8 protein-coding genes and 2 pseudogenes are annotated in these 13,193 nt (G+C 60.6%); 8 read left to right on the forward strand and 2 right to left on the reverse strand.

Features of this window, described 5'->3' with window-relative positions:
• Nucleotides 1-165 precede the first annotated feature (165 nt).
• The 7 genes and pseudogenes from BBF94_RS09155 (at nt 166) to BBF94_RS09185 (ending at nt 8,081) form a co-directional block, all read left to right on the forward strand.
• Nucleotides 166-1,923 carry a carbamoyltransferase family protein gene (locus BBF94_RS09155; RefSeq protein WP_065258727.1) on the forward strand — a complete coding sequence of 586 codons (1,758 nt, stop codon included), beginning with the start codon at nt 166-168 and terminating at the stop codon, nt 1,921-1,923.
• Nucleotides 1,907-3,037, forward strand: a complete 1,131-nt coding sequence (locus BBF94_RS09160; protein ID WP_065258728.1) for a glycosyltransferase — start codon at nt 1,907-1,909, stop codon at nt 3,035-3,037. The genes BBF94_RS09155 and BBF94_RS09160 overlap by 17 nt, the downstream gene beginning before the upstream one ends.
• The gene (locus BBF94_RS09165) at nt 3,037-3,933 is read left to right on the forward strand and encodes an antimicrobial resistance protein Mig-14 (RefSeq protein WP_065258729.1); all 897 of its coding nucleotides are present in this window, start codon (nt 3,037-3,039) and stop codon (nt 3,931-3,933) included. The genes BBF94_RS09160 and BBF94_RS09165 overlap by 1 nt, the downstream gene beginning before the upstream one ends.
• Nucleotides 3,934-3,941: 8 nt before the next feature.
• The gene (locus tag BBF94_RS09170; RefSeq protein WP_065258834.1) at nt 3,942-5,387 is read left to right on the forward strand and encodes a PIG-L deacetylase family protein; all 1,446 of its coding nucleotides are present in this window, start codon (nt 3,942-3,944) and stop codon (nt 5,385-5,387) included.
• Nucleotides 5,384-6,537 (forward strand): annotated as a pseudogene (locus BBF94_RS09175) (glycosyltransferase family 4 protein). Before BBF94_RS09170 ends, BBF94_RS09175 begins: the two are co-directional and overlap by 4 nt.
• A gap of 14 nt (nt 6,538-6,551) precedes the next feature.
• On the forward strand, nt 6,552-7,454 hold the full coding sequence (locus BBF94_RS09180; RefSeq protein WP_065258835.1) for a glycosyltransferase: 903 nt from the start codon (nt 6,552-6,554) through the stop codon (nt 7,452-7,454).
• A 3-nt stretch (nt 7,455-7,457) separates the two neighbouring features.
• The gene (locus tag BBF94_RS09185; protein ID WP_065258730.1) at nt 7,458-8,081 is read left to right on the forward strand and encodes a CatB-related O-acetyltransferase; all 624 of its coding nucleotides are present in this window, start codon (nt 7,458-7,460) and stop codon (nt 8,079-8,081) included.
• 4 nt (nt 8,082-8,085) lie between these two features.
• On the opposite strand, the gene BBF94_RS09190 is transcribed toward BBF94_RS09185, so the two are convergent.
• Complete coding sequence (locus BBF94_RS09190; RefSeq protein ID WP_065258731.1) at nt 8,086-9,306, reverse strand: acyltransferase family protein; 1,221 nt, start codon at nt 9,304-9,306, stop codon at nt 8,086-8,088.
• Between the two features lie 2 nt (nt 9,307-9,308).
• Nucleotides 9,309-11,173: pseudogene (locus tag BBF94_RS09195) on the reverse strand (O-antigen ligase family protein).
• Nucleotides 11,174-11,328: 155 nt separating this feature from the next.
• Between BBF94_RS09195 and msbA the strand changes: the two are divergent.
• Entirely contained in the window at nt 11,329-13,131 is a 1,803-nt protein-coding gene (gene msbA, locus BBF94_RS09200) for a lipid A export permease/ATP-binding protein MsbA (protein ID WP_065258732.1), read from the forward strand.
• Nucleotides 13,132-13,193: the final 62 nt, after the last annotated feature.

Here is a 13,193-nt window from a genome sequence, read left to right on the forward strand (position 1 = left end):
CGATGCTACTCGAGTGTCAACGCACCGGCCGGCCAGTTCCGCTAGAGGTTTGTCGGCGCTTTTAAGCTATAATCCCGCCCTTTAGCTGTCTCTCGCCCGGTGCGAGGGCACATCATTTTTCAAGGCGCATCGCGCCTGAATGCAGACTAAAGAGGCTAGACCCCTGTGGCATTGACGATTCTTGGCCTGTCCGGCGCCCTTAGCCATGATCCTTCCGCGGCCCTGTACATCGACGGCAAGCTGGTGGCGGCGGCTGAGGAAGAGCGCTTCGTACGCGATAAACATGCAAAGAACCGCATGCCTTACGAATCGGCGAAGTTCTGCCTGGAACAAGCCGGCATCAAGCCGTCCGACGTTGACGTGGTGGCGATTCCGTTCGCCCCGATCAGCATTTTCGGCAAGGCCCGCTGGCAGTACGCCAAGCGTTACTGGTACGCCCCGGACCGCGCGCTCGACGCGATCCTGATGGGCAACCGTCGCTACAAGCGCTATCGCAAGAAAATCGTCTGGTGCCTGGAGCAACTGGGCTTCGATCCGAAGAAAATCAAGATCGAACCGGTTGAACACCACCTGGCTCACGCTTCCAGCGCCTACCATTGCTCGGGTTTCAAAGAGAAAACCGCGATCCTCGGCATCGATGGCAAGGGCGAGTACGCCACGACCTTCTTCGGTTACGGGGAAAACGGCAAGATCCACAAGATCAAGGAATTCTTCGATCCGGACTCCCTCGGCGGCCTGTACGGCGCGATTACCGAGTTCCTCGGTTTCGACATGCTGGACGGCGAGTTCAAGGTCATGGGCATGGCGCCGTACGGCGATGCCAGCAAGTACGATTTCTCCCGACTGGCTTCCTTCGAGAACGGCGAGCTGGTGATCAACACCGACTACGCCAACGTGATCGGCCTGCGTCGCTACAAAGAGAAGGGCAAGGGTTACTACTTCTCGCCGAAGCTGATCGAATGGCTGGGTCCGAAGCGCGAAGGCGACATCGCTGACGAGCCGTACATCCACTACGCCGCCAGCATTCAGGCGCTGTTCGAAAAAATCGCGCTGCAGATGATCGACTACTACTTGGGCGACGTGCTCAAGGAAACCGGCAAGCTGGCCTATGCCGGCGGCTGTGCGTTGAACGTCAAGCTCAACCAGAAGATCATCGCCCGTGACGACGTCAAGGAGCTGTTCGTACAGCCTGCCTCCGGCGATGCCGGCACCGCGGTCGGCGCAGCGGCCTATGTGTCCAACGCCCGTGGCGTACCGGTCGAGAAGATGGAACACGTCTACCTCGGCCCGTCGTACAGCAACGAAGACGTGATCGCCGCCTGCGCCCGTCACGAGAACAAGCCGACCTGGCGCAAGCTCGACAACATGCCGGAGCAGATCGCCAAAATCATGGTCGACGGCAACCCGGTGGCCTGGTTCCAGGGCCGCATGGAGTTCGGTCCGCGTGCGCTGGGTGGTCGTTCGATCATCGGTTGCCCGAGCGTGACCGGCGTGGCTGACCGCATCAACCATCAGATCAAGTTCCGCGAGCGCTGGAGGCCTTTCTGCCCGTCGATGCTCGACACCGTGGCGCCACAGATGATCAAGATCGATCACCCGGCGCCGTTCATGACCTTCACCTTCGAAGTGGCGGAGGAGTGGAAGACCCGCGTGCCGGAAGTCGTCCACGAAGACGGCACGTCCCGGGCCCAGGTGCTCAAGCGCGAATACAACCCGCGCTACTACGACATGATGAAGGCGCTGGAAGTGCTGACCGGCAACGGCGTGTCCCTGAACACCTCGCTCAACCGCCGTGGCGAACCGATGATCTGCTCGCCGACCGACGCCCTGAACATGTTCTTCGGCTCGGATCTGCAGTACCTGATCATGGAAGACATCCTGGTGGTCAAAGAAGGCGCAAACGCTTATGACACGCTCGGCTGAACGCCATGTGCTGCAGTTCTGCCACGGCTATGACGGGCCGTTCCTGGACTGCGCGCGGCAGTACGCCAGCCTGTTCGCGGGCACCGGTTATCGGGTCACCACGGTCTTTCTGACCGGGGCGGCCGATAGCGAGGTGGCCGCGGCCTGCGCCTCCGACGAAGTGTTGTTCATGGAATACAGCTCCAAAGCCATTCGTGGCCTGAAGCTGGGCGCCATCGGCGATCTGCGCAAGATCGCCGCTTCACGCAATTTCAGTTTCTGCATCGCCCATCGCTTCAAGCCGATCTACATCGCCTTGCTCGGCACTTCGCTGCCGGTGATTGGCGTGCACCACGCGTTTGGCGATTACAAACGTGGTTCGCGCAAACTGTTCGCGCATATTTTCCGCAAGCGCCTGAGCCTGCTCGGCGTGTCCGATGCGGTGCGCGACGACATCCGCCGCTGCCTGCCGAAATGGCCGACGACCCGCATCCAGACCCTCTATAACCGCATCGATGTTTCGGCGTTGCAGATGAGTCAGGTGTCCGCCCGTGAAGCCCGCGAGACCCTGGGGCTTTCTGCCGATGCATTCATTGTCGGCAACGTCGGTCGCCTGCACCCGGACAAGGATCAGGCCACGCTGCTGCACGGTTTTGCCGCGGCACTGCCCGGTCTGCCGGCCAACAGCCAACTGGTGATTCTCGGCAAGGGCCGTCTTGAGGACGAGCTCAAGGCCCTGGCTCGCGAGCTGGGTGTCGGTGATCGTGTGCTGTTTCTCGGTCAGGTGCCGGACGCGCGCAATTACTTCCGCGCATTCGATGTGTTCGCCTTGAGCTCCGACCATGAGCCGTTCGGCATGGTGCTGCTGGAGGCCATGGCCGCCGGCGTGCCGTTGCTGGCCACGGCGTGTGGCGGGGCGAAGGAAGTGGTTGAGGGCGTGGGCATTCTGTTCCCGCTGGGTGATGCCGAGCATCTGGCCCAGGGCCTGAAACACCTGGCCGGCATGGACGAGCAGCAGCGTCGCCAGTGCGCCGAGCTGATGTTCGACCGCCTGCGCGAACGTTTCTCCGACCGCGCCGTACGCGACACCTTCTGGCATTTGCCGCAAGTTACCGATCTGGCACCGAGGGGCTGATGCTCAACCGATTTCAAGGCTGGCGCGAGCGTGGCTGGTCGCCCGTTGACGCCTCAACCTATGCACAGGCCTGGCAGCGATTTGGCGGCAGCGTCGCGACCCATCCCATGGTCGTCGAACGGCTGGCCAATCTGGCCGGCATTCCGGTGCGTTATCTGGCCTGGGAGCAGCAAGGCGAAGTCAAGGCGGCGATCCCGACCTGGGGCCGCGATCTGGCCTTGTCCAAGGACGTGCTCAAGCGCAGTGGCAAGAAAGGCCTGTTCGACCTCGGCAACGCCGAGCTGATCCTGCCGGCTGCCGCCGATGCCCAAGCCCCGCTGCGTCATCGCGGGCGCTACCTGTCGGCGCTCAACGAAAGTCGCTTCAGCGGCCTCAAGTTGCAGACCGAACAACTGGCCATGGCCCGCACCCCTGAAGAACTGTCGAAGAAGTTTCGCTACAACCAGCGCCGCGAACTGCGCCTGCTGGAAGAGGCGGGCGGTGTGGTGCGGTCGGTCGATGAGTTCTCCAGTGCCGAACTGGCCGCGATCTACTGCGATCTGTTCCAGCGCCGCTGGGGTTTTCCGGCCACGGGTGCGGCACGCATGGCCGAAGTCATCGAGCTGTTGCGCGAACTGTTGATCGGTTCGGTGATCTTCCTCAACGATGCACCGATTGCGATCCAGCTGGTGTATCGCGTCGAAGCGCCGGAGTGGATCAGCGTCGAATACATCAATGGCGGCGTCGATCCCGAAACCCGTGAATTCAGCCCCGGCAGCGTGCTGAGTTTCCTCAACACGCAAAGTGCCTGGGAACATGCCCGGGCACTGGACAAGCCGCTGCGTTTTTCCTTCGGTCGTGCCGACCGTGAATACAAGGATCGCTGGTGCAATCCTGTGCCGGTCTTCACCGTATGAGTCAGCCCATGAGCCGAAAACAGCAACTGCTCAAGCGTCATCGGCGCAATAAACGGATCGGCCTGTTGATCGCACTGATCGTGTTGATCGCCCTTGGCGTGCTGGTGGCCTGGTGGCTGCCGCCGGTGCTGGCGGTGATTGGCTGGATCGCTCACGAAGCGTGGTTTGCCGATCATTTGTTCTATTCGCCGAAAGACGATTACCAATACAGCTTTCCGCCGTTCACTGCGCAGCCGAAAGTGCATTTGAACGGCGAGCAATTGCGTCTCGACGAGGGCGTGATGCTGGTGGAGGATGCCACGCTGATCCTCGCCGTGAAGGTCAAAAGCAGCTTTTTGGGACGCTTCTTCGATCCTCGGGTCGAGTTGGCCGGTGGTGCCAATCCGGATGCGCAGACGTTCGAACGTGGTGTCAACGGTCTGCGTTATCTGAACCTCAGCGGTCAGGCGCAAGCCTTGTCGCAAGGCCAGTTGCGTCTGCGCGGGCGTTTTTGCCGGGTGTCCGGTGAGCCGCTGCTGTGGGCGCTCGAACAACCGGACTACCGCCAGCAGCGGGTGATGGTCATCGCGCCTCACGCCGACGATGCCGAACTGGCCGCTTACGGTCTGTACAGTCAGGCCAAAGAAGCCTGGATCGTGACCCTGACCGCCGGCGAGATCGAAGCCGGACATTATCAACAAATGGGCCTGAACAAGGTCGAGGCGGCGCGACTCAAGGGCCGTCTGCGGGCCTGGGACAGCCTCGCCGTGCCGCGTTGGGCCGGCGTGCCGCAGGACCACTGCGTGCAGCTCGGTTACTTCTGTCTGCAACTGGCGGCGATGCAGGCTGCGCCGAATCGACCGGTGGGCTCGCGGGAAGCCGATCTGAGCGATACGCGCCTGTTCCGCCAGCTGAATCCGTTTACATTGCCCGGCGATGCCGACGGCGCGCCGACCTGGAACAATCTGCTGGCCGACCTGCGTGAGGTCCTGAATCGTGCGCGCCCGGACGTGATCGTGTTGCCACACCCGACGCTGGATCCGCATCCCGACCATATCTGCGCCCAGGAAGCCGTTCTGGAAGCCCTGCGCGGTCTGGACTGGCAACCGACGCTGCTCGGTTACGCCAACCACCTGCACGACAACGACCGCTGGCCGATGGGCGACAGCGGGCAGGGCATTGCCTTGCCACCGACATTCGATGGGGCAGTCGCGATGCAGCCGTTGTGCCTGCCGCTGCCGATCGAGTTGCAACGGGACAAGGCCATGGCGCTGGGCATGATGCATGACCTGCAGCCGCCGGCACCGTTCAAGCGGCGCCTGCGCCGGCTGATTCAACGGCTGTTGGCCGGGCGCAGGCCGTCGGTCTACGGCGAGAACGAATTTTTCCGCAAAGCGGTCAGGCGCCAGGAGTTGTTCTGGGCGCTGAAGCAGAGTGAAACAGGCGCGACGGGTGCGCAACGGGGAGAGTCATGAGTCAACGTGCCAAGGTTCTGCAGCTGCAACCCGACTACAACGTCAAATCCCATGACTTCGCCGACCTCGCCGAACAGATCGTCAAAGCCCTGCCGACGGATCGTTACGAGGTAACAGCGGCATTCCTGCGCGGCAAACCCGGGCCGGGTGAAGCGGTCAGCCGGGCGGATCGTTCGGTGTATTTCGAGTTTTCCGACAAGTCCCTCAAAGGCATGCGCCTGCGGGCGATGTGGCAGCTGTACAAGTTCTGCCGCCGGGAAAAGTTCGATGTGGTGATCTGCAACCGCTTCAAGCCGGTGAACATGATGCTGACCCTCAACCGCTGGTTGAAAGTGCCGTTGTGCATCGGTATTTCCCACGGTTTCGGCGAGTACGACCGCTTCTATCGCCGTCGTCAGACTCAACGCCTGATCGACCGCCACTGGCGTTTCGTCGGCGTGTCGCCGGCGGTCAAACAGTACCTGCTGGACTGCGATTGCGGTTTTACTGACCGCAATACCTGTGCGATCACCAACGCCATCGACATCGAACAGGCCGAAGGCTTGCAGCACAGCCGCGAGCGTGCCCGCGAGCTGCTGGGCATCGACCCGAATGTGCGCCTGATCGGTGCGCTGGGGCGGCTGGTGTCGGTGAAGGGCCACACTTATTTGTTGCAGGCTTTCGCCCAGCTGAAAGACAAATACCCGAACACCCAACTGGCAATCATCGGTGCCGGACGCTGCAAGCGCCGTTGGCCGCCGAGATCGAGCAGCTCGGCCTGAGCGGTCGCGCCCACTTGCTGGGTTTCAAGGAAAACGCCCTGCAATACGTGCGAGCCTTCGATATCTGGACCATGCCGTCGCTGGCCGAAGGTCTGGGCCTGGCCCTGCTGGAAGGCATGAGCGGGCACTTGCCGGTGATCGCGTCGAACGTACCGGCCATGTTGCCGCTGATCGAAGGTGCCGGTGGCCTGGCGATCACTCCCAAGGATGTATCGAGCCTGGTCGCGGCGCTGGATACCTATCTCGGGCTGTCGGATGACGAGCTCAAGGCCAAGGGCGAACAGGCCTACCGCTATTTGCAGGAACAGCACGATATCGAGGTCTTCCGCCAGGAATACCTGAACCTCATCGACTCCGGCCTTGAGCAGGCCCGCAAGGAGCAGCCGTGAGTGAAGAAAGAGCCGTGAGTGAGTCAGCAGCCCGAAGCGATGCCCAACCCCTCGTCACCGTCATCATCGCGTCTTACAACCACGGACCGTACATCGAGGAAAGCATCCTCAGCGTCATCAACCAGAGCTACAAGAATATTGAGCTGCTGGTGGTCGACGACGGTTCGAAGGATGACAGTGTCGAGCGCATCAAGGCCTTGCAGGAAAAACATGGGTTCGATTTCCGCGTGCAGCAGAACCAGGGCCTGACCAACACGCTCAACGGCGCGATCGCACGGGCCAGGGGCAGTCTGATCGTGCCGTTCGGTTCCGACGACATCATGTACCCGGATCGTATCGCCACCCAGGTCGCCTACATGGACGGCAAACCGGAAGTCGGCATCTGCGCCGGCAACATCGAATTGATGGACGCCGACGGCAACCTCTACCCGGAGAAGCGTCAGCGCCGGGACGTGCCGTTCCGGCGTCTGGACTTCGATGACATGTTCCTGGAGCGCAAACCGTATCCGCCGGCACCGACCCTGATGATCCGCCGTGAGGCCCTGGAGAAGGTGGGCGGATTCGATCCGACGATTCGTCTCGAGGATCTGTACATCGAGCTGAAAATCACCCGCGCCGGGTATTTCATCGACGGTCTGAACGTCGTGATGGCGCGCTATCGCAAGCACGCCACCAACTCCTACAAGAACCACCGCTTCATGATCGAAAACATTCTGCGTACCTACGCGCTGTTCAGCGATCATCCGCTGTACGACGAGGTGCGCTACAAATCGCTCAATTCGATGTTCCTGAAAACCGCCAACCGCAACCGCAAACTGGCTCGGGAACTGCTGGCGCAGATCCCGTTCAAGGCCTGGAACAAGAAAACCTGGCGCGGCCTGGGCCGGTTGCTGTTTTCGCCGCTGGAAAAGGACTGAATCATGGGCTGGCTTCAGCGCTGGCGTGAGCGACGCGTCAAACGGGCGATTCGCAAGTTGCCGAAGATCGAGCGCGGCGCTGCACGGTTCGCCCAGGCTTATCCTGATTACAGCTTTGGCCGGGGCAGCTATGGCCTGCCGATCGTTCATGACTGGAAGGAAGGCTCGACGCTGAAGATCGGCGCCTACTGTTCGATTGCCGAAGGCGTGCAGATCTTTCTCGGCGGACATCATCGGGCGGACTGGGTGACCACCTTCCCGTTTCCGGCGATGCTGCCGCAGGCCGCGCACATTCGTGATTACAGCGGCACTCATGGGGATGTGACGATCGGCAACGATGTCTGGCTGTGCTCCAACTGCACCATCCTGTCAGGCGTGACGATCGGGAGTGGCGCGATCATCGCGGCCGGCGCACTGGTCACGCGGGATGTTGAACCTTATGCGGTCATGGGGGGCAATCCCGCGAAATTCCTGCGCTGGCGCTTTCCCGAAGAGCAGCGCCGGCAACTGTTGCAAAGTGCGTGGTGGGACTGGCCGGAAGCCGAACTGCACAGCCTGGCGCAAACGCTGTGCAGTGACGACATCGAGGGATTCCTCACTTATGCCCGCCAGCGCCAGACCTCATAGCCGCTCAACGTTCCCGGGCGGCTTCCTCGGCCAGTTTTTTCGGCCGCTGCTTCTGGCGTAGCCAGTGCAGGAATGTCTTTCCGGCTTCGATTCCAGGCTTCTCGATGTACAGGAATGTCAGGCTGGCGATGACGATCAGCAGGCAACTGCAGACTGCCATCAACAGCAGGTAGAAGACCGGGTTCTGTGGGTTGAAGGACATCAGGTGCGGCAGTTGCTGCACCATGATCCAGAGTACATAACCGTGCAGCAGATAGGTGCTGTAGCTGATCTCTCCCAGCCAGCGGATGCTGCGCATACGCAGGGCGCCCCAAAGCGGGTTGCCCGATGCCACGACGACGAAAAACATGCCCAGCAGCAGGAGCGGCATCAGGCTGAAGGCGCGCTTGAACAGGGTCATCGCCAGAATCAGGGCCAGCAGGGCAACCGCCGTGGCGGCGTGTGTCCGCCCCCATGCGACCAGATGCGGGCGTCGTACCCAATAGGCCGCTGCGATACCGCCAAGAAAACTCGCCAGAAAATGCTTTTTCAGTGAATGCTCCCAGCCGATGACCTGGTACAGGGCATAGACTCCGATCAGGCACAGAACGACCTGCAGCCATGGGCCGCGGTAGATGAACACCAGGCCAAGCAGTGGCAGTGCCAGGTAGAAGAACACCTCGTAGGCCAGCGTCCAGGTCACGTTGGAGATCAACATGCCGCTCTGGTGGTATTGATTGATATCCGGACGGTCGAAAGTCAGCCAGCCCAATACCTGCCCGACCAGTTCCACGGGAGAGTCCTTCAGTTCCCAGTCCTGCAGATTGAACACGGTGACAAACACGATCAGCATCAGCGGCAGGTAAAGGGGATAAAGCCGAAACACCCGTGATACCGCAAATGCCAGCCAGTCATGCTCGCGCCCCTGTTTGAGCAGGCGGCTCCAGAACAGGAAACCGGTGATCATGAAAAACAGCGCGACGCTGGCCTGACCCAGTTGCGAATAGAAGTTGCTCGGCGGAAAGTCGATCACGCCGGTGTGCAGGTAGAACCAGGTAATGATCGCGTGGTGTATGAAAACGCCAAAGGCCAGGTAGCCACGCAAACCGTCAATGGTGCCGTAGCGATTTTCACCATTGTGCTGCAGGTGCAGGGCGGCCTTGGGAACCAGGCGCAGGAACATTACCGAAGTCGCGATGGCGAGCAGATACGCGACCGCGGCGAAGACAGGATTGGTATCCATCATGGTCAGTGGGCCCGGGCAGGGCGACCTCCCTGTTGCACTTGCCTGTGCAGATTATCGACAGCCGCCTGGGAAGCTGTCGTCGAATAACCCTGGAGCAGGGCATCGAAGTGGTCCTCGAACAGCCAGCGCTTGTCTTCCGTGTAGCGCTGCATGTGGCGCAGGTTACGTTGACGCAGGGAAAGGCTCAAAGGGGACGGGTAGATGCGCAGATCCGCCAGGTCGATCAATCCGAACTCACCGTCTTCCAGCACCAGTACGTTGCCCAGATGCAGCGAACGGAAATACACACCCTGTTCATGCAGGCGCGCCATGAACTTGCCGAAACGCTCGACCAGAGCCTGCCGCACGGCCGGTGCGGTGATGCCCTGAAGTACCTGGCGCAAGGTGTGCCCCGGCAACGGCGCGTAATGCACCGCGCTGCTGCCGTCGTCGAGACGATACAGGTTCAGCACCTGCGGGGTCGGAATGCCCATGCGGCGCAATTGTTCGCTGTTGATGGCAAAACGTTCGGAATACGGGTTGAAGTTACCGGAGGTGTACCAGCGACGGCGGCGGAACAGCTTGAGGAAGCTGCCATCGGTCAGGCGCAGGACCTTGGGGCCGAGGCCGTCTTCTTCGATCACCTGGGCATTGACCGCCAATGGTTGCAGACCGCTGGCCGACAGTTTCTGCACCGGTACGGTCAACAGGCGCCGGGCGCGCTGATTGATGCTCAGTGCCGCGATCAGCGCCAGTGGAATCCACAGCAGAAACCAGTGCTCTTTCGGGCGCGAGATGATGCCTCCGCCTTCGGTCAATCCGGCACCGATGCCGAAGACCAGCCAGGTGGACGCGATGATCAGCAACGGCTGAACCCGTTGACGCCAACTGCTCAGCAAACCCCACGCCTGGAGAAACAGCCAGGGCAACAAACCCAGAACCCCGACGTAATAAAGGACGCCCAGGGCAAAGCTGTGGGGTTCCTGAAAGTTGTACCCGACGCCCGGATCGATCGCCAGATCGGCGTTGAAGCCGTGGCCGATCCATGGGTGATCGGCAATTTTCTGCAAGGCGATCTGCCAGATTTCGAAACGGTAGGAATCGCCCCGTTCGGTGATCATTCTGGAAAACACGCCGACGACCGTGATACCGACGGCCGCCAGTGCTCCGAGCATCAACAGTGAGCGACGGTTCCAGCAAATGAAGCTCAGCCACAGGGCAGCCAGGGTCAGTGCGACCAGAGGAGTTCTCGAGCCGGTGGCGATCACGGCGCTAAACATGATCAGCATCGCCGGCAGGCTGAACCAGAGCAGGCGACCATGCTTGCAGCACATGCTGACGCTGAGCCAATAGGCGCAGAAGAAGCCGAACAGGTGGGAACTGAGCAGTGGATTGTCGAAAGCGCCTCCGCCGACCAGGCGCATTCCGGGTTGGTAATGCTGGATAAAAGGGATCAGGAAACAGGTGGTGGCGACCAGTGCAACCAGAGCGGCGACGAACAGTATTGGCGCAAGAATCTCACTGCGGTAACGCACGAGCAGATAGCAACCGACAAACAGCAACAGTGTGTGCAGCGGTGGCTTGAACATGCCGCCGAACGATTCGCCGTCGACGGGCCCCAGTTCAGGCTGAGCATTGCCCAGGCGATGAACACAAGCAGTGCGACGATCATCGGTTCGCGCAACAGTTCCTTGAACGCCTGCGGTCGCAGGCAAAGGGCGATCAGTGCCGGGATGCTGAACAGGCCATAGAACAGCTTGTGATGCAGGCTGCGCCCAGGCAGAAAGAACAATGCGCACAGAAGCAGGAAATAGCCGGCTGGAAGTATCCACAGGCTGATGAAGTCGAAGATTCGACTGGACGTACTGCTGAAGCCGCGAAGTTGCATGCTGTGAGATTCGTTCCTGAAATTGATCGGCCATTTCGTTGATGGCAGTTCGACACTGAAAAAAGACGCATAACAATAACAGCCTTTGTGCGATTGCCAGAACCCTGAAGAAGCTGTGCTAAAGTCAGCGTCCTTTTTATCGACTTTCCCGTGATATGACCGACTCCAGTCCCGCCGCAAGCCCTTCGAGCTTGAAAATCTACTTCCGACTGCTCGGCTACGTCCGGCCGTATATCAGTCTGTTCCTGATCAGCATCGTCGGATTCCTGATTTTCGCATCGACCCAGCCAATGCTCGGTTACATTCTCAAGTATTTCGTCGACGGGCTTTCCAACCCGGAGGCCGCGCTGTTCCCCACCGTCCCTTACCTGCGTGACCTGCAACTGCTGCAGGCCGTACCGTTGCTGATCATCCTGATCGCGGCATGGCAGGGTTTCGGCTCCTATCTGGGCAACTATTTCCTGGCCAAGGTTTCCCTGGGGCTGGTGCATGATCTGCGGGTGCAACTGTTCAACAACCTGCTGGTACTGCCGAACCGGTATTTCGACAAGCATAACTCCGGTCACCTGATTTCACGCATCACCTTCAACGTCACCATGGTCACGGGGGCGGCAACGGATGCGATCAAGGTCGTAATCCGTGAGGGGATGACCGTGGTCTTCCTGTTCGCCTCCCTGCTGTTCATGAACTGGAAGCTGACACTGGTGATGGTTGCGATCCTGCCGCTCATCGCCGTGATGGTGCGTACCGCGAGCAAGAAATTCCGCAAGCAGAGCAAGAAAATCCAGTTGGCCATGGGCGATGTGACCCACGTTGCATCGGAAACCATCCAGGGCTACCGCGTGGTACGCAGTTTCGGTGGCGAAGCCTACGAAGAAAAACGCTTCTTCAATGCCAGCCAGAGCAACACCGACAAACAACTGCGCATGACCCGCACCGGCGCGATCTACACGCCGATGCTGCAACTGGTGATCTACACCGCCATGGCGGTCTTGATGTTCCTGGTGCTGTTCCTGCGCGGTGATGCCTCGGCGGGCGACATGGTGGCCTACATCACCCTGGCGGGCCTGCTGCCCAAGCCGATCCGTCAGTTGTCCGAAGTCAGCTCGACCATCCAGAAGGGTGTCGCGGGTGCCGAAAGCATTTTCGAGCAGCTCGACGTCGAGCCGGAAATCGATACCGGTACGGTCGAGCGCGACTCGGTCACCGGTCGTCTGGAGGTACGCAACCTCAGCTTTACCTACCCAGGCACCGAGCGTCAGGTGCTCGACAACATCAGTTTCTCGGTGGAGCCAGGGCAGATGGTCGCGCTGGTCGGTCGCTCCGGCAGCGGCAAGTCGACGCTGGCCAACCTGATTCCGCGCTTCTATCACCACGACAAGGGCGAAATCCTGATCGACGGTGTGGAGATCGAGCAGTACAAACTGCTGAACCTGCGTCGCCACATCGCCCAGGTCACCCAGCATGTCACGCTGTTCAGCGACACCGTGGCCAACAACATCGCCTATGGCGATCTGGCCGGGGCGCCGCGTGAAGACATCGAAAAAGCCGCGCGTGATGCCTTTGCCATGGACTTCATCGCGCAGTTGCCGCAGGGGCTCGATACCCAGGTGGGCGAGAACGGCGTGCTGTTGTCCGGCGGTCAACGCCAGCGCCTGGCGATCGCCCGTGCCTTGCTCAAGAATGCGCCGGTATTGATTCTCGACGAGGCTACTTCCGCCCTCGATACCGAATCCGAGCGCCATATCCAGGCCGCCCTGGATCAGGTGATGAAGGGCCGCACCACACTGGTGATTGCCCACCGCCTGTCGACCATCGAGAAGGCCGACCTGATTCTGGTCATGGACCAGGGACAGATCGTCGAGCGTGGCACTCACGATGAACTGTTGGCACAGAATGGCTATTACGCGCGCCTGAATGCCATGGGCCTCGATGCCCCGGCCGAAGACATCGCCTGATCCGGCCATGAAGTCATCGGGTGCGCCATGCACCCGATGCTTTGTATCAAATGGCTTACCCT

It is taken from the genome of Pseudomonas bananamidigenes (genome assembly GCF_001679645.1).
Lineage (GTDB): Bacteria > Pseudomonadota > Gammaproteobacteria > Pseudomonadales > Pseudomonadaceae > Aquipseudomonas > Aquipseudomonas bananamidigenes.

Bases quoted from the DNA above. Each gene is read 5' to 3' on its own strand.
- BBF94_RS09160 (WP_065258728.1), top strand. From the start codon at position 1,907: ATGACACGCTCGGCTGAACGCCATGTGCTGCAGTTCTGCCACGGCTAT.
- BBF94_RS09165 (WP_065258729.1), top strand. From the start codon at position 3,037: ATGCTCAACCGATTTCAAGGCTGGCGCGAGCGTGGCTGGTCGCCCGTT.
- BBF94_RS09170 (WP_065258834.1), top strand. From the start codon at position 3,942: ATGAGCCGAAAACAGCAACTGCTCAAGCGTCATCGGCGCAATAAACGG.
- BBF94_RS09185 (WP_065258730.1), top strand. From the start codon at position 7,458: ATGGGCTGGCTTCAGCGCTGGCGTGAGCGACGCGTCAAACGGGCGATT.
- BBF94_RS09190 (WP_065258731.1), bottom strand. From the start codon at position 9,306: ATGATGGATACCAATCCTGTCTTCGCCGCGGTCGCGTATCTGCTCGCC.
- msbA (WP_065258732.1), top strand. From the start codon at position 11,329: ATGACCGACTCCAGTCCCGCCGCAAGCCCTTCGAGCTTGAAAATCTAC.